The following is a 25,445-nucleotide window of genomic DNA, read 5'->3' as shown; positions in this document are numbered from 1 at the left end:
TCCGCACAACCTTCCCTCCGGGGAGCTGGTTAGCGCTAACACCGGGCGGGCGGCCGGCTGCGGCGCAGCGGGCGGGCGGCCGGCTGCGGCGCAGCGGGCGCACGAAACCGGCTAGGCCTGCTCGCCGGGTTCGAACACCTGGTCGTTCAGGTCCTGCACCGCCTCCCAGGGAATCGGCTGGACGGACCAGCTCTCGCCGTAGGCCCAGCGCTCCGTGGTTCCCCTGCCGTACGGTCCGCGCTCCATCGCGAGCGTGGTGTTCCTGCCGACGATCTCGATGTGCCCATCCTCGTAGATCCGGGCGTACACCTCGGCGCTGTCGTTCTCCGCGACCCAGATCGAACGCTTGACGAACGCCCCGTGCTTGCCCTTCGGCATGAGGTTCTCCCTTCGGATGGGCGAAGGTCGATTGTTCCCTCGGCACGTTCCGGCAGGCAACCTGGGTGCGGTGCGGCCTCCCCTCCCCCGGCGCACGGCCGCCCCGGCAGGTCGACGCGGGCCCGCCCGGCGGGTGACGGCCGGCACGCCGCCGTCACCCGGGGGCGTTCCGCTCACCCGCGCGCCGCAGCGGCCGCCCGGCCGACCAGCCGGAAACCGTCCGCCGTGACGTCGATCTCGTCGAAGCTCCTGATCATGGCGCCCGGCGCCGGGTCCGGGGCGTCCCCACGGCACACCGTGACGGCAGCCCAGCCGGCGGACCTGGCCGCCCGGATCTCGGCGTCGCTGTCGGACAGGAAGAGGATCTCCTGCGCGGCAACGCCGACGGCCGCGGCGATGGCCAGGTAGGCGTCCACGGACGACTTGGCGCCCGCGTTCTCCGTGTCGAAGTGCAGATCCAGGTACGGCAGCAGGTCCCCGTGGGGCGTGTGCCGGAACCAGGCACGCTGCGCGGTGACCGAACCCGAGGAGAAGACGCACAACCTCAGGTCACGGCGGTGCCAGCGGCGAAGCGCCGGGGGCACGTCCGGGTACACGTGCGAGGTCAACTCCCCCGCGGCGAATCCCTCCTGCCACATCAGGCCCTGGATCGTCTTCAGCGGGGTGACCTTGGCGTCCTCGTCGATCCAGGTCTGCAGCACCGCGGTCAACCCGCGCAGGTCGTCGTCGCTGAGTGCGCCGTCGTCGCCGGCCTTCCCGGCGGGGTGACCGGTCAGCACCGCCGCCGAGCGCAGCGCGCGGACGACCTCCGGGTCGGTGCGGTGGGCCGCGAGCCACCGGGGCAGGTGGCGGCGGGCGTACCCGAACAGCGTGTGGCGAACGTACTCCCCGGAGCTGGTGGTGCCCTCCACATCGACAACGACGGCCCGCATCAGGCCACCGTGGCGCCGCGCAGCTGGTCCAGGCCGGGGAAACGACGAGCGATGCTGTCGGCGACGAAGGCACCGACCCACCCGTCCTCCTCCTGGAAGAACCGGATCGCCGTGAAGTTCGGCCGCTCACCCATGTCGAACCAGTGGCGCGTGTTCGCCGGAACCGACAGCAGGTCGCCCGCCTCGCAGACCATGGCGTACACCTTGCCGCCGGCGTGCAGGTAGAAGCAGCCCGCGCCCTGCGCGAAGAACCGCACCTCGTCCTCGGTGTGGGTGTGCTCGTCGAGGAACTTCTCGCGCGCCGCGCGGGCCGTCGCCGGCCACTGCGGGTCCTCGTCGTCCGGTGCCATCCGCACCACGTCCACCAACCGGAACCCGCCGTTGACCCGCAGCAGGTCGACCTCGTCGCGGTACGCCGCCAGGACGTCGGTGTCGGCGCCGCCGTCGTTCGACCGGAGCGTCCACCTGTCGAACGTGACCCCCAGCGGAGCCAGCGCCGCGGTGATCTCCGTCCGCTCCTGCGTCCGGAGCAGGACCCGGTCCGGGTCGTGGTCGGGCATGATCTGCAGCAGGGACATGGCATTCCTCCATACCGTCGTTCAGCGGTCGAGCAGCAACGTCAGTCGACACAGCTCCTCGAGACACTCAAGGTGGTTGCGAGCCTGTCGCAGGTCAGCGCCCCAGGCCGTCGCACCGTGGTGGGCGATCAGCAGCACCGGCGGGCAGCCGTCGGGCTCGCGCTCGAACCAGGCCGCCGCGTCCGCGGCTATCCGGCCGACATCGGAGTGGTTGGGCAGGACGGGCACGGTGAGGGCGCCGTCGTGGCACCCGAGCCCCTTGATGAGTTCGAAGTCGGTGAACCGCACGCTCCGCCGTCCCGCGCGGGCCAGGCGGGCGGCCAGCGCCGTCGCATACGGACTGTGCGCGTGCACGACCGCCCCGCAACCGGTGAACCGCCGGTAGACGGCCAGGTGGACGGACGTCTCGGCCGACGGGCGTGGGGCGTCGGCCGAGACCGGACGTCCGGAGTCCGCGTCCACGCGTACCGTGTCGGCGACCGTCAGGTCGCCCTTGCCGCGCCCACTGGCGGTGATCAGGACCTCCTGCGCGCCCAGCCGCACCGACAGGTTGCCCGAGGTGCCCTCCAGCCACCCCCGCCGGTACAGGGTGTGCGACAGGTCGACGAGTTCCGCCGCCGCGTCCCCCTCGGCTCGCGGCCGCGGCCAACGGCCGCCGCGCAGCACCCGACGTTCCGTCACGACCGCGGTGACCAGGTCGGTGGGCGTCACGTCGAAGGCGGGGTTGAACACCGCCGTGCCGGGCACGGTGACCGGCGTCCCGGCGACCGACGTGACCTCCTCCGGCGGACGCTGCTCGATGACGATCTCCCGGCCGTCGGGGGTGTCCGGGTCGACAGTGGACTCCGGTGCCACCACGACGAACGGGATCCCGTGGCGGGCCGCGGCGACCGCGAGCGCGTACGTGCCGATCTTGTTCGCGACGTCGCCGTTGGCCGCGACCCGGTCCGCGCCTACCACCACGCAGTCGACCAGCCCGGAGGCCATCGCCGCGGCGGCCGCCGAGTCGGCGCACAGCCGATGCGGCAGACCCGCCGTGCGCAGTTCCCACACGGTCAGCCGGGCGCCCTGCAGCAGCGGCCGGGTCTCGGTCGCCAGGACGGACTCCAGCCGCCCGCGGGCGGCGAGCTCGATGGTGGCCTCCAGCGCGGTTCCCCGCCCACCGGTGGCGAGGCGCCCGGTGTGGCAGTGGGTGAGCACCCGCAGCGGCCGTTCCGGGCACAGCTCCGCCAGCAGGTCGGCGGTGCGCGCGGCGGCCTCGCCGTTCGTCCGCACATCCGCGTCGGCGCACTCCAGCGCGTGCTTGAGCACGGCGTCGGGTCCGTGCGGGACGTGGCGTGCCGCGGCCTCGACCCCGCGGGCCAGGTTGACCGCGGTGGGCCGCGCGGCCGCCAGCCGGCGGGCGTCGTCGTAGACGCCCTGCGGATAGTCGCCGCCGCGGTGCCGGTGCGCCGACAGGGCGACGCCGAGGGCCCCGGCGATGCCCAGCGCCGGTGCCCCCCGGATGGCCAGCCGCTGGATCGCCGCGATCAGCTCGTCGACGGTGGTGAGGCGCAGCCGACGCCGCCGGTGGGGCAGTTCGGTCTGGTCGATCGTCTCCACCGCGCCGTCGACCCAGTCCAGGGTGCGCGACGTGGCGGTGCGGTACGCGTGGTCGGTCTCGACGTGTTCCACCGTTGCCTCTCCCTTCGCGCCTACCGTCCGAGGGTCAGGACGTCCGGTACCGGTCCGACCGCGAACCGCAGGGCCGCCAGTGCCGCGTTCGCGCGGCGTCCCGCGGCCACCGGCTCGCGGCCGACGGCGATCACGTACCCGAGACGGTCCTGGAAGGAATGCCGTAACACGAGGTCGGAACCCGGCTCCCGCAGCACCCCGACGTCGACCACGCCGGGCAGCCCGCGTGCCGCCTCCACCCCGTCGACGGCGAGCAGTCGCCCGGGCCGGTCGGCGACGAGGAACCGGATCACCGCGGCCCCGGGCGCGTCCGGCGCGGTTCGGCCGCCCGTCGGCGTGAGATCAAACGGCAGGCCGGCGGCCCGCGCGACGGTCGCCGTGACCAGATCGGCGCCGGTCGCCGCTTCGACCGCCCGGGGGATCATGCCCCCGGCGAGCCGGGGGTTCACCTCGATGATGACGGCTCCGGTGGGGGCGTCCCGCAGCTCGACGTGGGCCGGGCCCCACCCCAGCCCGAGGGCGCGTACGGCCTGGGACGCCACCGCGCCGAGACGCTGCGCCGCCCGGTCGGTCAGGGCGGCCGGCACGTCGTGGCCGGTTTCGACGAAGTGCGGTTCCGGGCCGAGGTGCTTGCGGACGACCGCGACGACCCGGTCGTCGAACATCTCCACCGAGTACTCCGGTCCCGCGACGTACCGTTCGACCACGACCCCGGTCTGTGGCGGCAGGCCCAGCACGGCGGGGTCGTCGTGCAGTACCGCCGCCGCCGCGCGCCGTACCTCCGCCGGGCTCAGGCAGAGGCGTACGCCGACCGACCCCGAACCGGCGACGGGCTTGCACACCACCGGCAGCCCGATCCGGTTCGCCGCGGCCACCGCCGCCTCGACGTCGGCGGCCGGCACGAACCCCGGCACCGGCACGCCCGCCGCGGCCAGGGCGGCCCGCTGCCGGCCCTTGTCGCGGCAGGCGCGGACCGCGTCGGGGTCGACGTGCGGCAGGCCGCGCCGTCGTGCCGCCGCACCGGCGGTCGCGATGAAGTACTCCGAGCTGCTGGTGATCCCGGCGGCGGGGACGTCCAGGGCGTCGACGGCGGCCAGTACCGCATCGATCGACCCGGTGTCGACACGACGGCTGTCCACGGCGTCGGCGGCGAGGTACGGATACCGGCCGGGGTCGCGCGCGAGAACGACCGGCCGCAGGCCCAACCGGCGGGCCGCGGCGCAGAACAGCCGCCCCGAGCCGGTGGTGTTGCTCTCCACGAGGACGAGCGCGCGGTCGGTCACGGCTGGGCCTCCGGTACGCCCCCACCCGCCAGGTCGGTGGCGGTGGCACGCAGTTCCCGGTCGGCGGCGCGGACGCCGTCCTGCCACCGCGCGCTCCACGCGCGCAACGCGACCCATTCCGTAAGCGTCTGCCGGTACGCCTCGTCGAACGCCCCCGGGCCGCCACCGTGGCGCTGCGCGGCGACCACCGTGTCCGGCTCGGTGTCCACCCCGGCCAGCCAGCCGGGCGGGCCGAACGGGGCGAGGTCGACGGTGCCCGCCTCCACGGCTCGCCGTACCGCCTCACCCACCATCCGGTGCGCGGTACGGAAAGCCGTCCCGTCGCGCACCAACCGGTTGGCGATCGCCGTGGCGGTGGTGAAACCGTCCCCGACCCGCTGCCGCATGCGCTCCGGCACCGGCCGGGCACCCAGCACGACCACCTGGCCGAGTTGCACCGCGTCGTGCACCGCCCGCAGCCCCGGCCAGAGCCCGGCAACCGCCTCGGTACCGACCTCGATCGAGTTGCTGAACGGCGCGCCGGTCATCGCGGTCGCGGCGGCGGTCCAGGCCCCCACCGCGTGGCTCGGCTTCGCGCGCAGGTGTTCCAGCAGGAAGGCGTTGCGCTTCTGCGGCATCGCCGAGCTGCTGCCGACGAGCCGGTCCGGGAACCAGATCAAGCCGAACTCGGCGGTGCTCCACTCCTGCAGGTCGGTGGCCACCCGGCTGAGGGTGACGGCGAGCCCGGTCGCGGCGGCGAGGATCCGCAGCGCGGTGTCGCGGCTGGCCACCGCGTCGGCCGCGTGTCGCACCGCGGTGGCGAAGCCGAGCAGGTGTGCGGTGCGCTCCGGCGCGATGGGCAGGTCCGTGCCGGCGACCCCACCCGCGCCGAGCGGGCAGACGTCGAGGCCCGCCGCGGCGGTGCGCAGCGCGTCGATGTCACGGGCCACCGCGGTCGCGACGCCGAGCAGGTAGTAGCCGTAGGTGACGGGCATCGCCGCCTGGTGGTGGGTGTAGCTGGGCATGAGCACGTGGCGGTAGCGGCGTGCCCGGCCCAGCAGCACGCCTAGCAGGCGGGTCGCGTCCTCGGCGAGGGTCAGCAGGCGTTCGCGGAGCCGCAGGCTGGTGGTCGTCGCCTTGAGGTCGTTGCGCGACCGGCCGGTGTGCAGCACACCCCCGACGTCGGCGCCGAGCCGCTCGGCGAGGTACTGCTCGTACATGAGGTACAGCCCGCGCGGCGCCGGCCGGCCGTGCAGGGGCGCGAACCGGGCACCGAGAAGGTCGTCCATACACCGCAGCAACCCGGCGGCGGCGTCCTTGGTGACCAGTCCGCACTCGACGAGCATGATCAGGTGGGCGCGGTCCACCTGGACGGTCAGCGACAGCTCGTCCTCGATCGCGGTGGGGGTCAGCTCGCCGTACACCACCTGCCGGGTGCGCGGTCCGAGCTGTCCGACGAGCCGGCCGGTGCTGGTCATCGGCCCGGTGCTCCGGCCGGGGCCGGGGCGATCACCTCGTTGAGCGGGCGCCGGCCCCAGGCGAAGGTCGCCCACGGCTGCGGTGCCGTCCGCGGGTCGTCGACCACGACCGGGTCCTCCGGTACGGCGACACCGGCCTGCTCATGGGCGGACAGCCACGCGTCGTCGTAGACGGTGTCCTGGTAGCGGTAGCCCTCGTCGGGGAGCATCACCACGACGCGCGCGTGCGGGTTGCGCCGCGCGAACCACCGGGCGACCAGGTACGCCGCGCCGCTGGTCGGCCCCATGAACAACGCGTGTCGCTGATGCAGCCGGCGGGTCGCCGTGTACGCCACGAAAGGGGTGCACCAGTGGACGTGGTCGAAGACGCGGTGGTCCAGGTTGCCCGGCATCAGGCCCATGCCCAACCCGCGCAGCTCCCGGGGGCCGTCCTCCTGACCGAACAGCACGCTGGCGAACGTGTCCACGCCGATGGCCTGGCAGTGCGGGACCGACGCGCGCAGACCGGCCGCGGTGCCGCACATCGAACCGCCGGAGCCGACCGGGCCGACCAGGCAGTCGACCGGCCCCAGGGTGTCGAGGATGTGCTCGGCCACCATCGCGTACGAGCGGGGGTTGTCCGGGTTGGTGTACTGCTCCGGGCAGAACGTCGCCGGGTACTCCTCGCGCACCCGCGCCAGCAGTTCCAGCCGGGCCGCCTGGTAGCCGCCGGGGCGCTCGCCGGCGCTCGCCGGCACCCGCAGCACCGTCGCGCCGAGGTCCACCAGACGCCGGTGCAGCCGTTCGTCGATGACCGGGTCGCTGACCAGCACCACCCGGCGGTCGAGATGGACGCCCTGCATCGCCAGGGCGAGACCGAACGTGCCCGAGGTGGTCTCGACGATCACCGTGCCCGGGTCGAGCCGTCCGTCGGCGAGCGCGCGACGCAGGATGTGGCGGGCCGGCACCATCTTCATCAGCGTGAAGCAGGCCGCGTAGAGGTTCGGTTCGAGCCGGAGCAGCCTCGGCAACTGGTACGCCTCGGTGGCCTCCACCGCGGCGCGCCGCCCGGGCCGGGTCGTGTGGGGCAGTCTTCCGCGCATCGGTCACACCCCTTCCGCACGTACGAGGCACCTCATCGCGATCCAGGCCGCCGCGTTCTGCTCGTTCGCGTCGACCCGCACCCAGGTGCGGCCCTGCCGCCTTACCTGCCCGACGATCTCGCGTACCCGCCGGTCCGGTGAGGAGCTCAGCGGCCGGCGGGCGAGGTCGTCGGGATCGACCGACAGCTCGGCGTCGACCGCACGTCGCAGCTCGGCCGGATCGGCGGGGACGGACCCGTGGCGGGACGCGTGCCAGACCGCCGCCGCGACGAGCCGGCGGGCGAGCAAGCGGTGATGGTGTGCGTCGGGGCCAGCCGGCTGATCCTCGACGACCTCGGCCGCGAACGCCTGGGCGTCCCGCCAGTCGTCGATGTGCCGTGCCGTCGCCGCCGCACCGGGTCGACCGGAACCCATCGCACCCCCCTCTGCCGGATGGGCGCCCGAGGGGACAAACGCCGCACGGGCGCACCGTGGACATCCGAACGCTAGGTACCGGCGCCCGGAGCCACCAACCACACCGAAAGAAACCGGACGGATGCGCCCGACCGACCGCCGCGCGGTCCCGGCGTGCGCGACCGTGGCCGTCGTGATTCTTTCGGCGGCGCCGGTACGCCGCGGTCGGCGTGCGACGCTGTCCGCAGCCGCTCGATGGTGCCAGACCGGTCGCGGCGCATCTCGGACCAGCGCTCGCCCCGCGGGGGACGAGCCGGAGCCATGCCTGGAACCTTGGCCGACGAGGAGGGCTGAGACCCGATGAGTTCGCCCCTCAAGCAACGCCCCCAACCCATCCGGCGGTTCGTGGACCACAAGCGACAGGTCGGTAAGGCCACCGTGCACGGAACGTTCGGTGAGCTGCTGCAGGGATACCGCCAACACCGTACGGGCGACTTCGAACACTTCCTGTTCACCCTGCCCGTGCAGGAACTGTGCACCACCGCCACGGTGACGCTGAGTCACGGCGACGGCGAGCACCACGTCCGCCCCGCGAACCGGACCAGGGCGTTGGCCGCCGCCACCGACCTCGCCCGGGCGCTGGGGCTGCACGAGATCGACATGGACCTCACGGTCGACAGCAACATCCCCGTCGGCAAGGGGTGCGCCAGCTCCACCGCCGACATCATGGCCTCGATCTCGGCGCTCGTCGCCGCCGCCTCCCCCGGCACGTCCCGGCGCGTCCTGCACGCCCTCGGCACGCTCGTCGCCAGGGACATCGAGTGGGGCGACTACGTCCTCGGCGAGTCGATCAGCCTGTGCCTGCAACGCACCCACACCCTCGTGCGCAGCTACGACACCGACCTGCGCTGGCACATCCTGGGCGTGGACGAGGAAGGTTCGGTCGACACCGCCGAGTTCCACCGGCGCGAGCGGGAGTCGGCGCGGCTCGCGCGTCACTACGCGTCGCTGCTGAGTGAGCTGGACGCCGCGCTCATGATGAACGACTTCGCCGCCGCCGCGCAGGTGGCCACCGAGAGCGCGGTCCTCAACCAGCGGATCCTGCCCAAGCGCAGCTTCCCGCTCATGCGGCAGGTCGCCGCGGCCACGGGCGCGCTTGGCATCGCGGTCGCGCACACCGGCACCGTCGTCGGGCTCATCTTCTCCGGTCACCAGAGCGACATGCCGGCGCGGCTGCGCGAGGCGCAACTGTGCCTCGACCGCGAGGAGCTGAACAGCCGCGTCTACACGGTGCGCGACAAGGGCGCGGCGCAGCTGTCGAGCGGTGACGGTGGGTAGCGGTCCCGCCGTCCACCCACCGCCGGCCACCCGACGTCGCGACTACAGGTTCCTCAGTTCGGCGCGCAGCAACGCCGCCAGCCGGTCGGCGTCCTGCGCGCCGATCTGCGCCGGCCGGTGATCGAGCCACACCCGCAGTCCGCCGTCCTCCCCCACCTGCGCCTCGCAGGACAGCACCGACTTGGCGTACGCGAAGCGCACCGCCTCGGCCCGCAACGGCTGCGGTTCGCCGGCCGGCGCGCTCTCCACGAAGGTGAAGCGCACACCGATCCGCTCGTCGGCCACGGCACCGTCACCGAACACGAGCTCGAACGGCAGGTCCACCGACCCGAGGGCCTCCTTCATCGCCTGGTGCGCCTCATCGACCAGCCGCGGCCCGGCCAGGGTGGGCCACTGCCGGCCCGGCAGGACGACCACCGTGTTGGTCAGGTTCCCCAACGTGGTGCGCAACTCCGGACGCAGCCGCATGGTGGTGCAGCAGCCGATCGGTACGGCGCCGGCGCGCGGGTCCCAGGCGGCCAGCGCCCGGTACCAGGCGACGAAGGCGAGCGTCGCCGGTGACACGCCGGCCCGGGCGGCGGCGGCGCGCAGTGGCTCCGCCGCCCGGGCACCGGAGAGAACCTCCACGCGGCGGCCGGCGCGGTCGCCGCCGGTCGGCCACGGGCACACCGGCGCCCCCCGCAACGCGCAGCGGCGCCCCTCGACCGCGGCGCCCAGCACGCCGTCGTCGAGGCGGCGCTGCTGCCAGGCCGCGACGTCCCCGATGCCCACCTCTTCGCGCACCGGCGGCGCCCCGGTCAGGTGCGCCGCCAGCGCCGGACCCAGCACCTCGACCAGGCCCTGGTGATCCAGGTGGATGTCGTGACCCACGACCGCCAGGGCACCCGAGCCGTCCGGCAGGTCGTACGCCCGCACCTGCGCCGCGCTGCGGGTCGGGTCGAGCGGCCCCGAGGCCACCGCCGCGGCGTCCCGGCGTACCCACCGCGCGGGGTCCGGCACGCCGGCCGGCACCGGGACCGGCACCGGTGTGGGAACCGGCGCCGGTCCGCTGCGTGGCCGTCCGTCGCGCACGTCGACGACGCGGGTCAACGCGTCGAACCCGCCCGCCACCGCCTGAAACGCGTCGGCCAGCGCCCGCGCCGAGCAGGACGGCGCGAACCACAGCGCACCGCAGTGGTAGAAGTCGCCGTGGCGGCCGTCGTGGTCCAGCTGCCACAGCACCGACTGCTTGCGGGTGAGGGTGTCGGCGGGCTCCGGGAGACGTACCGGCGGGGTGTCGATCGTCGCGAGCAGCCCGCGCTGGGCGAGCGTGCGGACGGCCGCCGTACGCTGCTGCGGCGTCATCGCCCGGAGCCGGTCGACCACGGACCGGGCGGAGGTGTCAGGCGACATCAAGCTCCACCTCGTCGAGCACCTCGTGGGCCAGGGCGTCGCGCTGCCCGCGCCGCAGGATCGCCGCCGCCAGCTCGGCGATCGTGTTGGCCTCCAACCACTCCCGCAGCGACAGCTGCACGTCGAACGTCCGGCGGACCTCGGCGATGACCTGCGTCGCCAGCAGCGAGTTCCCGCCGATGCCGAAGAACTCCTCGTCCGCGCCGACCGCGGGCAGCCCCAGCAGCCGGCACCAGATCTCGGCGATACGCTCCTCGACCGGCCCGGACGGCTCCCGCCCGGCCTCCCGCCGGGAGAACTCCCGCGCCGGGTCCGGCAGGGCCGGCCGATCGACCTTGCCGTTGCTGTTGAGCGGGAAACGGTCCAGCACGACGAACGCGTTGGGCACCATGTACGGCGGCATCCGGTCGGCCGCCCCGGCGCGGAGCTTCGCCACGTCGATGGTCTCGCCCTCCTCGGCGATCACGTACGCGACGAGGCCGCGGTCGGCGCCCTCCCCGAACGGCACGACCAGCGACTCACGCACCGAGGGCAGGGCGTTGAGTTCCGCGGCCACCTCCAGCAGTTCGATGCGGATGCCTCGGATCTTCACCTGGTGGTCGCTGCGGCCGAGGAAGCGCAGGTGCCCGTCGGGCAGCAACTGGGCGACGTCGCCGGTGCGGTACATCCGCGCGCCGCCACCCCGGAACGGGTCGGGCACGAACCGGTAGCCGGTCAGCTGCGGCCGGCGCAGGTATCCACGGGTGACCGAGTCGCCGGCGATGAAGACCTCGCCGCGGGCGCCGAACGGAACGGGCTGCAGGCTCTCGTCCAGCACGTACGTGCGGGTGTTGCTCAGCGGGGTGCCGGACCGCACGAAGGGCAGGTCGTCCCCGCGCGGGCACACATAGTAGGTCGAGTCGATCGACACCTCGGTGACCCCGTAGAGGTTGATCAGGTCCGCGTTGAGCCGTTCGTGGAAGCGGCGCATCAGCGACACCGGGACCGGCTCGCCGCTGACGAAGACGTGCCGCAGCGACGTGCACCGCTCCACCTGCGGCGCGGACAGGAAGGTCTGCAGCATCGCGGGCACGAAGTGCAGCGTGGCGACGTCGTTGTCGGCGATCAGGTCGACGAACCGGTCGAGGTCGAGATGCAGCTTGGCGGGGGCCATCACCACCCGGGCGCCGAGCACCAGCGGCCAGAACAGTTCCCACACCGCGGCGTCGAAGCTGTACGCGGTCCACTGCAGCGCCGCCTGGTCCGGTCGCAGCTCGAAGCGCTCCCGCATCCACCACAGGAAGTTCACGGCACCGCCGTGCTCGATGAGCACCCCCTTCGGGCGGCCGGTCGAGCCCGAGGTGTACATGACGTACGACAGGTTGGCCGGGGTGACCGCCACGTCGGGGTCGTGGTCCGGCCATCGGCCCGGCTCGTCGGTCCCGCCGAGAACGAGGTTGCGTTCCTGGTCGACGGGGAGCAGGTGCGCCAGGTGCCGCTCCACAAGCACCACCGAACAGTCCAGGTCCCGGTACAGGTAGTCCAGCCGGTCCGGCGGGAAGAACGGGTCCAGCGGGGCGTAGGCGGCACCGGCTTTGAGGATGCCCAGGACGGCGACGCACATGTCGAATCCCGGCTCCGCGCACAGCCCGACGATGTCGTCCGGGCGGACGCCCCGGTGGATCAGCTGGTGGGCCAGCCGGTTGGCGCGCCGGTTCAGCTCGGCGTACGTCATCGTCCGCCCCTCGAAGACCACGGCCACCGCGTCGGGCGTGCGCGCCACCTGCTCCTCGACGAGCTGATGCAGGCAACTGTCGCTCGGGTAGGTGGCCTCGGTCGCGTTGTGCCGCTGCACCGCCCGCAACTGCGCCTCGTCGAGCAGGCAGATGTCAGCCGACGGGCGGTCCCCGGAGACGACCGCGGCCAACGCCACCACCGTGCAGTCCAGCAGCCGCCCGGCCAGGTCGTCGGCGACGATCGCCGGGTCGTACGCGGCGACCAGCACGCCGTCTTCCACGCGAACCGTGTACGCCACCACCGGTCCGGGTCGGCCGGTGGCGACGGCCGAGGGCGGCCGCAGGTCGAACACCGAGTCGAACAGGTCCACGCCCCGCCCCTTGCCGGTCAGTTCGTTGCGCTCGGCGCGGGACAGGTGCGAGTGGTCCAGCAGTCGCCGGATCGCCTCGACGCGCTCGTCCCGCCACTGCGGCAACGGGCGGCGGTCGAGGCCGGCCACGAGGGGAAGGGTCGACTCGTACACGCCGACGGCGTCGGCGAGCTGTTCGGGTCGGGTGTCCAGCAGTACGCCGACCGCGGAGCGCTCGCCGCCGCGGAACCGGGCGACGACCGCGCAGTAGGCGGTGAGGACGAGCCACGGCACCGGTGTCCCCAGCTCGGCGGCCGTGCGCTCCACGTCGCCGAGCAGCTGCGCGGGCAGTTCGCGGCGCACGTCCCGGCGCGGATCGGGCAGCTGTCGCGCTTCGTCGAACAGCGGCGTGGCGGCGTCGAGTTCGCGCAGCGCGGTGCGCCAGTACCGCTCGGCCGCGTCCCGGTCCAGGTGCGCGTCGGCCCAGCGGCGGTAGTCCGCACCGTCGGGCAGGCGCCGGGGCGGACCGCCGGCGGCCACGCGGGCGACCTCACGGATGAGCAGTTCCGCGCTGCGCTCGTCCAGGGCGAGGTGGCTGTAGCTGAGCGCGAGTCGGGTGACCTGCTCGCCGTCGACGGCGGCGAACAGCCGGCACAGCGGACCACCCTGGTCGATGTCGGCGGCCGGCTCGTCGGCGTATGCGCCGAACCGGACCGGCTCCGCTTCGCCGAGCGTCATCCCGGGCGTGTCCGCGCCGCCGGTGACGACGGTTCGGGTCACCGGGTTCGTCCGGCAGGTTTCCTGCCACGCCGCCTCGACCGCACCGCGGGTGAGGGCGGGATCGCAGGTGAGCGTGGCGCGTCCGTAGGTCGTCAGGGCAGCGTCGAGCAGGGTGTCGACAAGCCTGTCGTGTTGGCTGGGGGTCAGCACGATGTCCATCAAGACTCTCCCGTGATCTCGTCGAGGAGTTCCAGCGCTGTCGACGCCGCGTCGGTCGGCGTCCCGATCAGTTGCGCCAACGTGGCCACACACGGGGCGGCGAAGAAGCGCGCGAGCGGGATCTCCACCCCGGTGCGTTCCTTGACCTGCAGCAGGATCCGCATCAGCTGCAGCGAGGTGGCGCCCAGCGAGAACAGGTCGTCGTCCGGACCCACCGGCTCGCCGAGGATCTGTTCGACGACCTCCTTCGCCAGCACCGCCTCCTTCGAGGCGGCCCACCGTTCGTCGCGCCGGGGACGGGGGCGCCGGGTGTGCGCCCGCACCACCGCCCAGGCGCCGGCCGCGTCGAGCTGGTCGGCCGCCCGGTCCACGCAGACGGTCGCCGAGGCGAGCGGCTCGGGCAGGTCGACCGGGCCGACCGGGTTCGGCGACACCACGAAGGCGGATTCCGCGGCCGGTGCGCCGGGCGGCCGGGTCGCCACGACACCGCCGTCCAGCAGCGCCCACCACGCGTCGGTCAGGCAGGTTCGGTGCCGTCGTACCGCCCGGTCCGACGGCAGGCGCAGCACCCGCAGGCTCTCGTCGAGCCGACCGGCCAGCACCCCGGTGTGGTGTTCCCGTCCACCGCCGGAGCACGGCCGCAGCCGCTCCGCGGTCCGCCGGGGATCGTCGTGGTACCGCGTCCCGGCCGGGACGCGGACCACCAGTTCGCCGACGGCGCCGACCGGCACCCCACGGCCGCTGTCGTCGACGAGGCGCGCGGTGCCGGACCGCCGCACGAGCCCGTCGCCGGTGGCCTGCCACTGGGTGTCCGGCGCCTCCGCGGTCCACCACGCGGTGATGCCGTCCGGTGCGGGGTCGACGCCCCGCCGCGTCCGCCGCAGCCCGGTCAGCCGGTGCGCCGGCACCGCCCAGTCGTCGAGCAGGTGCTCGTCGACGACGCAGCCGGCGAACTCACCGAGCAGGTCCACCGCCTCGGCACCGTCGCGGTCCGACAGCACCGCCAGGTCAGCACCGTGCAGTCCGCACGCCAACGCCTTGAGCACCAGGTCGTCAGCGGAACGCGCGGCGTCCACGACGAGCGCGTCGCCCTCCCGCAGGTGCCACATCCCGCCGAGCGCCGCCGCGCCGTCGAGCAGTTGGGGTAGCGGGACGCGGGCGAGCACCGTCGGGCCGGGCGAGCTGGACAGCCCGACCAGCAGCGCGCCCTCGCCGTCGCCGCCGACGCGCTCGGCGGTGCCCGGATGCACGACGTTGCCGGCGGTTACTGGATGCACGACGTTGTCGGCGGTGACGCGCGCCGCGCCGGGCAGGTGGGCGACCAGACGGTCCCGCCAGGCCGGCGGGTCGGCCAGATCGACGACGAGCACGTCGGCGCGGCAACGCAGCGCGGCGAGCAGATTCGCCACCGTCTCCGGGCCGGCCGTCGCCTCGATGACGACGGGGGTGCCCGGTCGCACGCCGGCGTCACGCAGCTGCGCCGCGCGCCGGTCCACCGCCGCCTCGACCACGTCCGCGGAAAGCGTGCGCGGCGGAGCCACGATCCGGGGCGCCCGCGGATCGGGGTGGACCCGCCCGGACGCCGCGACGGCCGGCCCGGCGCCCGAGCCGTTGTGGACCCTCCCGTCGACGTGGTCGCCGGTCAGCGCGTCGAGCAGCGCCGGTACGGTCGGGGACGGACCGGCGAGGTAGAGCCGGGCGCTGTCCGGCTGCCGCAGCAGGAGGCACTGCCAACCTGCGTCTGCCGCCGGCGACAGCAGCGGCTCCACCTCGACGGGTTTGCCGTCGAACCGCAGGGCGGGCAGGTCCACGACGTCCACGTCGAGCTGCACCAACGGTTCTTCCGCGCGGTGCCAGGCCGCGTCGAGCGCGTCGAGCACGGCGGGCACGGGCGCGGCGGCGCCGGCCGCACGGCCGGTGTCCGGGTCGGGGAAGAGCAGGCCGAAGATCGGCTCGTCCACCCGGCCGACGACCGGGGTGGCCGGCGGCCGGAACCGGTGGCGTCGGGTCCGCACCGCGGGGCCACGCCAACCGCAGGAACGCAACGCGCCGGCCAGCTCGGCGGCCAGCGCGTCCACCGCCTCGGTGCGGGGCCGGTCGTGCCGCGGCACGGGTCGGCCATGCACCACCTCCGGTCCACCCGCGGCGAACGTCCAGTACAGCTCCGGTCCGGGCTGCCCAAGCTCCTGCGCCACAGCCCGCCCCGCCGCGGCGTCCACCGGGCGGCGATGCGCCAGCCAGTAGCAGTAGTCGCCGTAGTCCAGGTCCGACCGGGCGGACAGGCCGCCGGTGGCGTACGCCTCGGCCAGGTCCCGCAACAGGATCGGCCAGCACGCGCGGTCCACGAGGTACGCGCTGACCGCGAGGGTGACCACCACCCCCGGTGACGCGCTCCGCGCGGACCACCGCAGCGGGTGCTCGGGGTCGGCCCGAGACAACTCCGACGCGTCCTGCACCCGGGCGACCGGCTGCCGCGCCGGGGCCAGGAACAACCGCCCGCTGTCCCGGACCGGGGTGAGCCGGAGCGCCTCGTGACGCGCGGCGACGGCATGCAGGGCCGCGTCGAACCGCGACATGTCGAGCGTCGGCACACTCAGTCGCAACCGGTGTGTACGCCCCGCGGCCAGGTCCGCCGCGTGTGCGGGCGGCAGCGGGATCCGCGCGCCGGACGGCCGCGGGGCGGGCGCGTCGACGCGTTCGGCGGCCATCCTGCGCGCCAGGGCCTGGATTGCCTTCTGTCGATCAACCATCGCCTCTCCCGTTGAGCAGGCTGAGCACGTGGTGACGCTCCACCCGGCCGAGCACCGGCACCGCGCCGATCCGCCGTTCGCCGTCCGCAGCGACCCAGTCCAGGACGCGGATCAGACGGTCGGCCAGTCGCTGCGCGGTCGCGGGCTCGAAGAGGGCGTCGCTGAACTCCATCTGGACGGCGGCGCGCCGCAGCCCCAGCGCGAACGTCGCGTTGAGGTCGAACCGGGCCACCGGGTAGTCGGCGACGACGACCTCCGTGTCCAGCTCGGCGAGCGCGAAGCTCGGCGGCGCGCCGTCCACCGCGGAGCAGAACGCGCTGAACAGCGGGTGCCGGGACGTCGCGCGAGCCGGACGGACCGCGCGCACCACCTCGCCGAACGGGACCGCCTGGTGTTCGAGGCCACCGGCCAGCGCCCGCGCCGTGCGGCCCACCAGTTCCCGGACCGTCAGCTCCGGCGAGATGCGGAACCGTACGCAGACGGTGTTCATGAAGCAGCCGACGAGCCGCTCGCAGGCCGCGTCGGTTCGTGCGGCCACCGGCATGCCGATGGCGAAGTCACGCTGGCCGGTGCTGCCGTGCAGCAGCAACGCGTAGCCGGCCAGGCAGGCGGCGAACAGGCTGTTGCCCGCGGATCGGGTCAGTCGCGTCAGGTCCCGTACCGTCTGCTCGGCCACCTCGCGCCGGATGGTGATCATGGTGGCGCCGACGCCGTGACCGGTGCGGTCCGCGGGCAGATCCAGGTCGCCGACGCCGTCGAGCTCCTGCCGCCAGTACGCCAGGCCGGCCTCGTCCATGCCCCGGGCGCTCTGCCAGGCGGCGTAGTCGGCGAAGGTGAGGCCGAGATCGGGCAGCCGTACGGGGCGGCCGGTGACGAGCGCCTCGTACACCGTGCTCAGCTCGTCGGAGAGGACGGACAGTGACACGCCGTCGACGGCGAGGTGGTTGAACGTCACCGCCAACAGGTGGTCGTCCTCACCCAGCCGCACGAGGCGCACCCGCATCGGCCACTCGCCGGCGAGGTCGAACGGCCGCCCGACCTCCTGCTGCACGATGTCGCGGGCCAACCCGTCGCGCCCGTCGTGCGCCCGCACGTGTTCCGGCTCAAGCCGCACCTGCCGGGTCGGCCAGACGAACTGCCGCGGCTGCCCCGACGCGTCGGCCCGGATGGTGGTGCGCAGCGGCTCGTGCCGCATCACCAGGATGTTCAGCGCGTTCTCGAGACAGTCGAGGCGGAGTGGGCCACGCAGGCGCAACGCGATCTGGACGTTGTACTCCGCGGAGGCCGGGCGCAACTGCTGCAGGAACCACAGCCCACGTTGCTGCGGCGCCAGCGGACGTCCGGTCATCGCCGGGTGGGGCCGGTAGAGCCGCCGCTGCCGGTCGGGGCGTCCGGTGGCCGTACTCATCGCACCTCCCGGGCCAGCACGGACCGCATCGCGACGACGGCGGCGGTGACCGCGTCGTCGTCGAGGTCGCGGTGCGTGACGAAACGGACGACCCCCGGGACCACCTCCGTGACCCGTACGCCCTGCGCGGCCAGCAGGTCGACGACGTGCGCGGCGTCCGCGCCGAAGCGCAGCGCCAGGATGTTGGTCTCCGGTGGGTCACCCAGGACATCGGCGGGCAGCACCCCGTCGAGCTGCTCCCACAGCAGCCGTGCCCGGCGGTGGTCGTCGGCCAGGCTCGCGACGTTCTCCAACGCCACCAGTCCGGCGGCCGCGACGTGACCGACCTGGCGGAACGTCAGGCCGAGGGTGCGCCGCAGGGTCCGCGCCCGGTCGATGAACTCCGGAGCACCGCAGAGCACCGAGCCCATCGGCGCGCCCAGTCCCTTGTAGAGCGAGATGGCGACCGCGGCGCAGCGGCTGGTGGCCTGCGCCGCGGTGTAACCGCGCGCGACCACGGCGTTGAACAGCCGCGCACCGTCGCAGTACAGCGGCACCCCGTGCGCGGCGCACAGGTCCGCGACCGCGGCGATCTCCGCCAGCGACCAGGCACTGCCCCCGCTGGCGCTGTGCGTGTTCTCGATGGCGACCACGCCCGGCCGGGGGGCGTACGGGTCGGTGGCACTCAGGCACCGCCGCAACGCGTCCAGGTCCAGCCGTCCGCGCGCGCCCGGCAGCGGCAGCGTCTGCAGATGCGCGACCTTCGCCATGGTGTGGGCTTCCCACATCTGGATGTCGGAGTCCGCGTGCACCACGACCTGGTCGCCGACGGTGAGCGCGAGCATCGCCACGGTGTTGGCCAGGGTGCCGTTGGGCACGAAGAGACCGGCGGGCTTGCCGACAAGCGCCGCGGCGGCAGCTTCGAGCGCCGCGACGGTGGGGTCCTCGCCGTAGAAGTCGTCGCCCACCGCCGCCGACGCCATCGCCTCGCGCATCCGCGCGTCGGCCACGGTGATCGTGTCAGATCGGAAATCAGCCACTGTTCCACCCGTTCGTAGACCGCACCCAGCTTCCGGAGCCCCGGCGGCGGCGCGCCACAGGTCTTTCACGGACATGTCCAGATCTGTCCCGCAACCTTCATCCCCGCCCGGGGGACCGGCCGGCGGCACCTAGCGTGCAGATACGGCACGCATCCGTGTTGATCGGAGGAATCGATGAGCGAGAACGACGACACCCGCGAGTACCTCGTCGTCCTCAACGACGAGGAGCAGTACTCGATCTGGCTCGCCGACAAGCCGCTGCCCAGCGGGTGGCGGGCCGAAGGCACCCGCGGCACGAAGGACTCCTGCCTGGACCACATCGAACAGGTGTGGACCGACATGCGTCCGCTGAGTGTCCGCAAGCGCTTGGCCCACGTCTGACCGGACGGACGGGAGCAGCGACGTGGAGCACTTCTCCCCCATCCATCGCACGATCATGCAACGCGCGGCGGAGACGCCGGACGTGATCGCGGTCGCCGACGACGACACCAGCCTCACCTACCGTCAGCTGGTGGAGCGCGTCGACCATCTCGCGGCGGCGCTGATCCGCCGCGGGGTACGCCGCAGCGACGTGGTGGCGGTGCACATGCAGCGCAGCGCCGCACTCATCGTCGCGCTGCTCGCCGCGTCGCGGGCGGGCGCCGGTTCGCTGATGCTCGACGTGGACGGACCGCCGAGGTGGCTGCACCGTTTCATCGAGGTCGCCGCCCCGATGGCCCTGATCACGCACGAGGTCGGGCCGGCCCTGTCCGACGAACTCGCCCTGTTCCGGCTGGACCGCGACGGGCAGCCGGTCGCGACCGACTGCCCGCAGGTCCACGGCGGCGAAGCCGTGCGCTTCCCGGAGATCGGCCCGGAGGACCTGGCCTGCCTCGTGCAGACCTCCGGCTCCACCGGGGAGCCGAAGTTGGTCCTGGTTCCGCACCGGACGTGGTCGTTCGCCGCCGAGACGCAGCAGCGGTTGCACGGGATCACGGCGCAGGAGCACGGCGCCTGGCTCTTCCCCTCGCACACGAACGTCTCGGTAAGCGTGGTCATCTGGCCGTTCCTCGCCGCCGGCGCCCGGCTGTCCATCCCCGCCCACAAGATCGTCGGCTCCCCCGAGGATCTCGCGGCGTGGGTGCGCGAGCAGGGCATCACGCAGTTCTTCGCGGTCGCCCCGCTCGCCGAGGCGATGGCGCGGCTGCAGTGGCCGCCCGGCGCGCTGCGCCTCATGCTGACCGGCAGTGACCGGGTCCGGGAATGGGGCCGGTACGACCTGCCGTTCGAGGTCGGGAACTGGTACGGAGCCAACGAGGTGAACATCGTCACCTCGTCGGTCATCCCGTGGGAGAACCGGGTCACCTCGGCCACGGCGACCGCCGCCGATCGCACCGGCCCGCCGCCCATCGGGCGGATCTGGCCGGGCGCGACGTGGCGGGTGGTCGATCCGGCCACCGACGAACCGGTCCCGCCCGGCGGCATCGGCGAGTTGCTGGTCGGCGGCACCCAGATCGCCATCGGGTACGTCTCGCCGCGCAAGACCGCGGAGAAGTTCCTGCCCGACCCGGAGGCGGGCACGCCAGGCGCCCGGGTGTACCGCACCGGCGACCTGGTCCGGGTACGGCCGGACGGCATGCTGGAGCATCGCGGCCGCATCGACGAGCAGGTGAAGATCAACGGCGTGCGCGTCGAGATGGCCGACGTCGAGCGGGCCCTGCTGGCCTGCCCCGGCGTGCGGGAGGCCGCCGCCGCGGCGGTCGACACGGCCTCGGGACGCCAGCAGCTGGTCGGTTACGTCGTCACCGAGCGGGTGATGACCGACGGCGATCTGCGCGCCGCGCTGGCCGAGCTGCTGCCGGCGGCCATGCTGCCGGCCGCGTTCGTCCGCATGGACCGGCTTCCCCGCAACCGTGGCGACAAGATCGACCGGCTCGCGCTGCCCCACCCGGACGCGGCGCCGAAGTCGGCGACGGACGAGATCGGTACGGTGGTCGCGTCGGTCCTGGCCGGGTTGCTCAAAATCGAGTCCATGACCGCCGGCGACAACTTCCTGCTCCTGGGCGGCGACTCGATGCTCGCCACCCGGGCCGGCCGGGAGCTGAGCAGGCGGTTGGGACGGACGGTGTCGGCCAAGGACATCCTGCTGCACCCGACCCCCGGTGAGCTGGCCGCCCACCTGGGCGCCGGCTGAGTCACCACGACGACGATTGCCCGAGACGACCGCGACGTGCGGCGTTCTCGGGCAATCGTCGTGCGCCGGGCGGCGTCACGTGCGACATCATGTGCGAAGGGCGGCGTCACGTGCGAAGGCCGGCGTCAGGTGCGAAGGGCGGCCGGCGGCACCACCGGTGGCCGGACACGCGTCGCGGCCGCGGGGGTGTCCCCGCGGGCGCCGCGCCCCCGGGCCGGGGGGGGGGGGGTGGGGGGGGGGGGGGGGGGGGGGGGGGGGGGGGGGGGGGGGGCCGCCCCCGGGGGGGGGGGGGGGGGGGGGCCCGCCCCCCCCCGACGCAAGCGTCCGTTCGGCGGTGAGCTATTCGGCGAGCAGCACCTGCAGGTCGTCCGGGCAGGACGCGAACGCCCAGTGGGCACCTGGCAACGTCCGGAACTCGGTGTCGGCGACGTCGCTCCACGCGGGGTGGACCGCCTCGGCCGGCGGCACGACGTCGTCCTCCTCCCACGCCAGGGCGACCACCGGGCACGGCACCCGACGGGTGGCGTCGTAGCGCCAGGGGCGGTGCACCTCGACCTCCTGACGCAGCACCTTCGCGCCGATCTTCGCCAACTCCAGCGGCATGTCGGGATTGCCCAGGCCCCGTTGGACGGCCTGGATCTCGCCCACGAAGTCGTGTTTCTCGATGTCCACCTTGTTCAGCCCGCCGTACAGGTCAAGGTGGGGTGGCCCCCACGACGACGCGACGAGCTTGCGCGGAGCGCGGTGGCCGTGGTCGACCAGCCACCGGATGGTCTCCAACGCGAACGGCACACCGCCGCAGTGCGCGAAGAACACGTACTCGCGGTCGGTGAACCCGGCGAGGAAGGCGCCGAGGTCCGCACCGTACTCGCGGTGCGTCTGGAACGGCGGCTCGCCGAACCGGTTCTCGCGGCCCGGTGGCTGCACCGCCGCCACCGCCCCCGCCTTGATCACCCGCGGCCAGCGCCGGTACGACGACGCACCGGCGCCCGCGTACGGGAAGCAGACAACCACCGTGTCCGCCTCGTCCGACACCTTGCCGAACAACCACTTCTGCGGATCTCTCTGTCTGGCCACGTTCGCACCGTAGTTCGCCGCCGGCCCCCGCCCCCGGTCCGGTGACAGGTCGGCGACAGGATCCCGCGCGTCTTTCACGCTCGTGTCGCGGACCCGGTGACGGGGCGGGCGATTTCGTACGGTCGGGTGCGCTGGACGTTCCGACCCTCCGATCGTGTCGAGGAGCCGAGGCGATGAAGATCCACCCCGTTGCCGTGGTCACCGCGCCCGCCGAGGTGACATCGTGACAGCCACCGCAGGCCACATCGTGACAGCCACCGCACTCCTTCCCGCCGCACCCGTACAGAAGCAGATGTGGGTCGTCGACCGGATGGACCCGGCCGCCGCCATCTACAACGAGGACATCGCGTTCTGGATCGACGGGGACCTCCGGGTCGACGTCCTGGAGCGGGCCTGGCAGATCCTGACCCGCCGCCACGAGGCGCTGCGGTACGTCTTCGAACTGCGCGACGGCGAACTGCACCTGCGTGCGGAACCGGACACCGAGGTGTCCTTCCAGGTCGTCGAGCACGCCTCCGACGAGGAGGCGCTGGTGTGGGGCGCCGCGCTGGTCCAGCGGCCCTACGACATCACCGCCGGCCCTCCGGTCCGGCACGGCCTGGCCCGAACCGGTGACCGACGGCACCTGCTCGTCATCGGCTTCCACCACGCGATCATCGACGCGGGCTCGCTGGCGCTGCTGTTCGAGGAACTCGGCGACGTGTACGCCGCGCTGCTGGCCGGCCAGGAGCCGACGTTGCCGCCCGTCGAGCGGACGTACGCGGACTTCATCGCCTGGACCGCGCGCGACGAGCGGCGGCAGCGGGTCGACGAACTGCTGCCAGAGGTGGTCGCGAAGCTGACCGCGGACGGCGGTGCGGCAAGCGCCGAGCTGCCCACGGACCATCCCCGGCCGCCGGTCAAGGGCACGCACGGCCGGCTCACCGAGGCGCGTTTCCCGGCCGGCGTGGTGCCGCGGCTGCGCCGGTTCGCCGCCGAGCGCCGGGTCACCCCCTTCCACGTCCTGCTCGCCGGAATGACGGGTCTGCTGCGCCGCTACGCCCAGCTGGACGACATGGTCTTCGGTGTCGGCACCGGCGGCCGGCCGGAGGGCTTCGAGGACGGCATCGGCCCGTTCGCCTGCTTCGTGCCGGTGCGCGCCACCACGGGATCCGACACCACCTTCCTGGACCTGCTGGGCCAGGCCCGGGAGACCTCCTTCGACCTGCAGGAGACGCAGTTCGTGCCGTTCAGCGAGGTCGTCAGCCGGGTCATCACGGCACGCGACCCGAGCCGGCCACCGCTGGTGCAGATCGTGTTCAACGCGCCGCCGCTGTCCTTCCGCGGCGACGTGCTCGCCGGCTGCGACCTGTCGCCGGCGCGCCTGCCGCGTACCCGCTCCCGGGTCGATCTCCTGGTGAACCTGGAGTGGGTCGGCGACGACATCGTGGCCAGCTCGGAGTTCGACGACGCGATCTTCGACGAGGAGACCGTCCGCACCTTCCTCGGCCAGTTGGGCGTCTTCACCGAGCAGGCGATGCGGCAGCCCGGTACGCCCGTGGACGAGGTCCCCATCCCCTGGCCCGGTGCCCCGCTCGCCGTCGCGGCGGCCACCGACCCGGCGACCGGCGAGAAGGTCGAGGCGGACGGGCAGTGGTGCCGCCTCGACGACGACGGTTTCGTCTCCGCGGTGTCCGGCACCGCGACTGTCGTCGAACGCGGCGGCGGCGAGGCCCCGGTCGGTGTGGAGGGCGACCTGCTCGTCGACGGCCGTGCGATCCCCGGCGTCCGGGTGCGGCGGCGGCCGGACGGGCGGCTGCGCTGGCGGCGACCCGAGGAGCGTCGGGCCGGCCGCGACACCGCGACCGCGAGCGGCTCACGGGTGGAGCGGCACCTGGTCGAGGTGTGCCGCGAGCTGTTGGAGCAGGACGAGGTCGCGCCGGACGACGACTTCTTCGTCGCCGGCGGGCACTCGATGCTGGCGGCACGACTGGTCCAGCGGCTCAGCGAGGAGTTCGACGTCGACGTACCGCTGCTCATGGTCTTCGAACACTCGGTGCTGTCCGAATTGGCCGGTGAACTGGAGGCCCAGTTCCCGATGATGGACGAGGTGCTGGCGCAGCTGGAGCAGCTCGGCGAGGGCGACCTGTCCCTGCTCGACGCCGAGGTGGACCAGGAGTCCGAGGCCGATCCGGACACCGTGTCGTTCCTGTCCGGCCACGAGCAGCCGTTCTGGCTGATGGAACAGTTCGCCCCAGGCAGTTCGGTGAACACCATGACGCTGCGGATCCGGGGTGCCGGCCCGCTCGACGTGGCGGCGCTGGACGAGGCGTTGAACCGGGTCGTGCGACGGCAGGAGATCCTGCGGACCAGCTACGGCGCGGACGAGGCGCACAACGCCGTCCGGCACGTGCACCCCGACGCTCCGGTACGCGTCACCGTGCACCGGACCGACGCCGACGGCGCGGAGCGGCTCGCCCGGCAGGAGGCCACCACGGGGTTCGACATCGGCCGGGCGCCGCTGTTCCGCTGCCTCGTGGTGTTCACCGGCGACGACCGGTTCGACATCCTCCTGTCGTTCCACCACCTGGTGATGGACTACTGGGGCGTCACCCGCGTCATGCTGCCGGAGGTGAGCGCCTACTACCGGCAGCGGGTGGGCGGTGTTGCGGCGCAGCTGGACCCGCCGCAGGGGTACCGCGCCGCCATCCTGCGCGAGCTGCGCTGGCGCGGGTCCGCGGCGGGGCGCGCCGAGCTGGCGTACTGGCGCGAGCAGTTGGACGGCATGCGGCCGGCGGAGTTCACCGCGGACGACGACCCCGGTGACACCGTCGACTTCCGGGGCGCGGTCGCGACCGTCGAGGCCGACCCGGCGCTGGCGGGTGCGCTCGACGAGTACGTGAGCCGGAACCGGACCACCCCGTTCGTGGTCGTCGCGGCGGCCGTGGCCGCGACCGCCCGCGCCTGGTCCGCCAGTGACGACGTGAGCTTCATGTCGCCGGCGGAGAACCGTCGCGACGAGGCCGACACCAGGGTGATGGGCACGTTCGTGAACCTGGTGACCCTGCGGTACCGGTTCACCCCCGACCTGACGTGGGACGCCCTGGTGGCGCAGAGTCGGCAGGTCACCCTGGACGCGTACGCCCACCAGGCGGTGCCCGTCAGCGAGGCCCTGGCCAGCATCGGCCAGCAACACGTCATCGCCAGCGGCCGCGGGCGGTACCTGGTGTTGAACGTGTTCTCCGACCGCACCGGCCTGGAGCTCGACGGCTGCCGGATCGACGGCGGCGAGATCGTGCCCCACGACTCGGCCAGCACCGACCTCGAGCTGTCCGTGTTGCAGGCCGACGGCCGGCTGGGGCTCACGCTGAAGTACCGGGCATGCCAGTGGCAGCCGGACACCGCCCGGCGGATCCTCGGCGACGTCCTCGAAGCCCTGCGCCGCCTCGTCGCCGACGGTTCCGCCGCCGTCGCCGATCTCACCACCGCACCGGCGGCCCCCTGAAGCACCCACCGCCCGCTTCCACG

Annotated in this window: 18 protein-coding genes; 4 read left to right on the top strand and 14 right to left on the bottom strand. The window is 73.6% G+C overall.

Annotation, left to right across the window (positions count from 1 at the left end):
- Positions 1-111 precede the first annotated feature (111 nt).
- The 8 genes from ACLQ2X_RS00445 to ACLQ2X_RS00410 all read right to left on the bottom strand — a co-directional run bounded on the left by ACLQ2X_RS00445 (position 112) and on the right by ACLQ2X_RS00410 (position 7,798).
- Positions 112-378, bottom strand: coding sequence for a hypothetical protein (locus tag ACLQ2X_RS00445; RefSeq protein WP_425678866.1), 267 nt, complete (start codon positions 376-378; stop codon positions 112-114).
- 173 nt (positions 379-551) lie between these two features.
- Positions 552-1,310, bottom strand: a complete 759-nt coding sequence (gene mtnC / locus ACLQ2X_RS00440; RefSeq protein ID WP_425678865.1) for an acireductone synthase — start codon at positions 1,308-1,310, stop codon at positions 552-554.
- Entirely contained in the window at positions 1,310-1,888 is a 579-nt protein-coding gene (locus tag ACLQ2X_RS00435) for a 1,2-dihydroxy-3-keto-5-methylthiopentene dioxygenase (RefSeq protein WP_425678864.1), read from the bottom strand. Before ACLQ2X_RS00435 ends, mtnC begins: the two co-directional genes overlap by 1 nt.
- A gap of 21 nt (positions 1,889-1,909) precedes the next feature.
- On the bottom strand, positions 1,910-3,562 hold the full coding sequence (gene mtnA / locus ACLQ2X_RS00430) for an S-methyl-5-thioribose-1-phosphate isomerase (protein ID WP_425678863.1): 1,653 nt from the start codon (positions 3,560-3,562) through the stop codon (positions 1,910-1,912).
- 20 nt (positions 3,563-3,582) lie between these two features.
- The gene (locus ACLQ2X_RS00425) at positions 3,583-4,845 is read right to left on the bottom strand and encodes an ATP-grasp domain-containing protein (protein ID WP_425678862.1); all 1,263 of its coding nucleotides are present in this window, start codon (positions 4,843-4,845) and stop codon (positions 3,583-3,585) included.
- Complete coding sequence (gene argH, locus ACLQ2X_RS00420) at positions 4,842-6,302, bottom strand: argininosuccinate lyase (RefSeq protein WP_425678861.1); 1,461 nt, start codon at positions 6,300-6,302, stop codon at positions 4,842-4,844. The genes ACLQ2X_RS00425 and argH overlap by 4 nt, the downstream gene beginning before the upstream one ends.
- Positions 6,299-7,384, bottom strand: a complete 1,086-nt coding sequence (locus tag ACLQ2X_RS00415) for a PLP-dependent cysteine synthase family protein (protein ID WP_425678860.1) — start codon at positions 7,382-7,384, stop codon at positions 6,299-6,301. The genes argH and ACLQ2X_RS00415 overlap by 4 nt, the downstream gene beginning before the upstream one ends.
- Before the next feature lie 3 nt (positions 7,385-7,387).
- Positions 7,388-7,798 carry a hypothetical protein gene (locus tag ACLQ2X_RS00410; RefSeq protein ID WP_425678859.1) on the bottom strand — a complete coding sequence of 137 codons (411 nt, stop codon included), beginning with the start codon at positions 7,796-7,798 and terminating at the stop codon, positions 7,388-7,390.
- Positions 7,799-8,137: 339 nt separating this feature from the next.
- Here ACLQ2X_RS00410 and ACLQ2X_RS00405 point away from each other — a divergent pair, with 339 nt between their 5' ends.
- Positions 8,138-9,115, top strand: a complete 978-nt coding sequence (locus tag ACLQ2X_RS00405) for a hypothetical protein (RefSeq protein WP_425678858.1) — start codon at positions 8,138-8,140, stop codon at positions 9,113-9,115.
- A gap of 42 nt (positions 9,116-9,157) precedes the next feature.
- On the opposite strand, the gene ACLQ2X_RS00400 is transcribed toward ACLQ2X_RS00405, so the two are convergent.
- Genes ACLQ2X_RS00400 through ACLQ2X_RS00380 form a run of 5 tightly spaced genes read right to left on the bottom strand, consistent with a single transcriptional unit; the run spans position 9,158 to position 18,688 of the window.
- Positions 9,158-10,507 (bottom strand): hypothetical protein, encoded by a 1,350-nt coding sequence (locus ACLQ2X_RS00400; RefSeq protein WP_425678857.1) that lies wholly within the window; start codon positions 10,505-10,507, stop codon positions 9,158-9,160.
- Positions 10,497-13,511 (bottom strand): non-ribosomal peptide synthetase, encoded by a 3,015-nt coding sequence (locus tag ACLQ2X_RS00395; RefSeq protein WP_425678856.1) that lies wholly within the window; start codon positions 13,509-13,511, stop codon positions 10,497-10,499. The genes ACLQ2X_RS00400 and ACLQ2X_RS00395 overlap by 11 nt, the downstream gene beginning before the upstream one ends.
- Entirely contained in the window at positions 13,511-16,261 is a 2,751-nt protein-coding gene (locus ACLQ2X_RS00390; RefSeq protein ID WP_425678855.1) for a phosphopantetheine-binding protein, read from the bottom strand. Before ACLQ2X_RS00390 ends, ACLQ2X_RS00395 begins: the two co-directional genes overlap by 1 nt.
- Positions 16,254-17,669, bottom strand: coding sequence for a condensation domain-containing protein (locus ACLQ2X_RS00385; protein WP_425678854.1), 1,416 nt, complete (start codon positions 17,667-17,669; stop codon positions 16,254-16,256). The genes ACLQ2X_RS00390 and ACLQ2X_RS00385 overlap by 8 nt, the downstream gene beginning before the upstream one ends.
- Positions 17,666-18,688 carry a threonine aldolase family protein gene (locus tag ACLQ2X_RS00380; RefSeq protein ID WP_425678853.1) on the bottom strand — a complete coding sequence of 341 codons (1,023 nt, stop codon included), beginning with the start codon at positions 18,686-18,688 and terminating at the stop codon, positions 17,666-17,668. Before ACLQ2X_RS00380 ends, ACLQ2X_RS00385 begins: the two co-directional genes overlap by 4 nt.
- 174 nt (positions 18,689-18,862) lie before the next feature.
- Here ACLQ2X_RS00380 and ACLQ2X_RS00375 point away from each other — a divergent pair, with 174 nt between their 5' ends.
- Both ACLQ2X_RS00375 and ACLQ2X_RS00370 read left to right on the top strand, forming a co-directional pair.
- On the top strand, positions 18,863-19,069 hold the full coding sequence (locus ACLQ2X_RS00375) for an MbtH family protein (protein WP_425678852.1): 207 nt from the start codon (positions 18,863-18,865) through the stop codon (positions 19,067-19,069).
- Between the two features lie 22 nt (positions 19,070-19,091).
- Positions 19,092-20,861: a non-ribosomal peptide synthetase gene (locus tag ACLQ2X_RS00370; RefSeq protein ID WP_425678851.1), complete on the top strand. Its 1,770-nt coding sequence runs from the start codon at positions 19,092-19,094 to the stop codon at positions 20,859-20,861.
- Positions 20,862-21,200: 339 nt separating this feature from the next.
- Here the strand turns inward: ACLQ2X_RS00370 and ACLQ2X_RS00365 are convergent, their stop codons facing one another.
- The gene (locus tag ACLQ2X_RS00365; protein WP_425678850.1) at positions 21,201-21,938 is read right to left on the bottom strand and encodes a thioesterase II family protein; all 738 of its coding nucleotides are present in this window, start codon (positions 21,936-21,938) and stop codon (positions 21,201-21,203) included.
- 223 nt (positions 21,939-22,161) lie between these two features.
- Here ACLQ2X_RS00365 and ACLQ2X_RS00360 point away from each other — a divergent pair, with 223 nt between their 5' ends.
- Positions 22,162-25,422 carry a condensation domain-containing protein gene (locus ACLQ2X_RS00360; protein ID WP_425678849.1) on the top strand — a complete coding sequence of 1,087 codons (3,261 nt, stop codon included), beginning with the start codon at positions 22,162-22,164 and terminating at the stop codon, positions 25,420-25,422.
- The last annotated feature ends 23 nt before the right edge of the window (positions 25,423-25,445 follow it).

It is taken from the genome of Micromonospora sp. DT31 (assembly GCF_049841795.1).
Classification (GTDB): domain Bacteria; phylum Actinomycetota; class Actinomycetes; order Mycobacteriales; family Micromonosporaceae; genus Micromonospora.
This window is presented reverse-complemented; position numbering and strand designations above follow the sequence as displayed.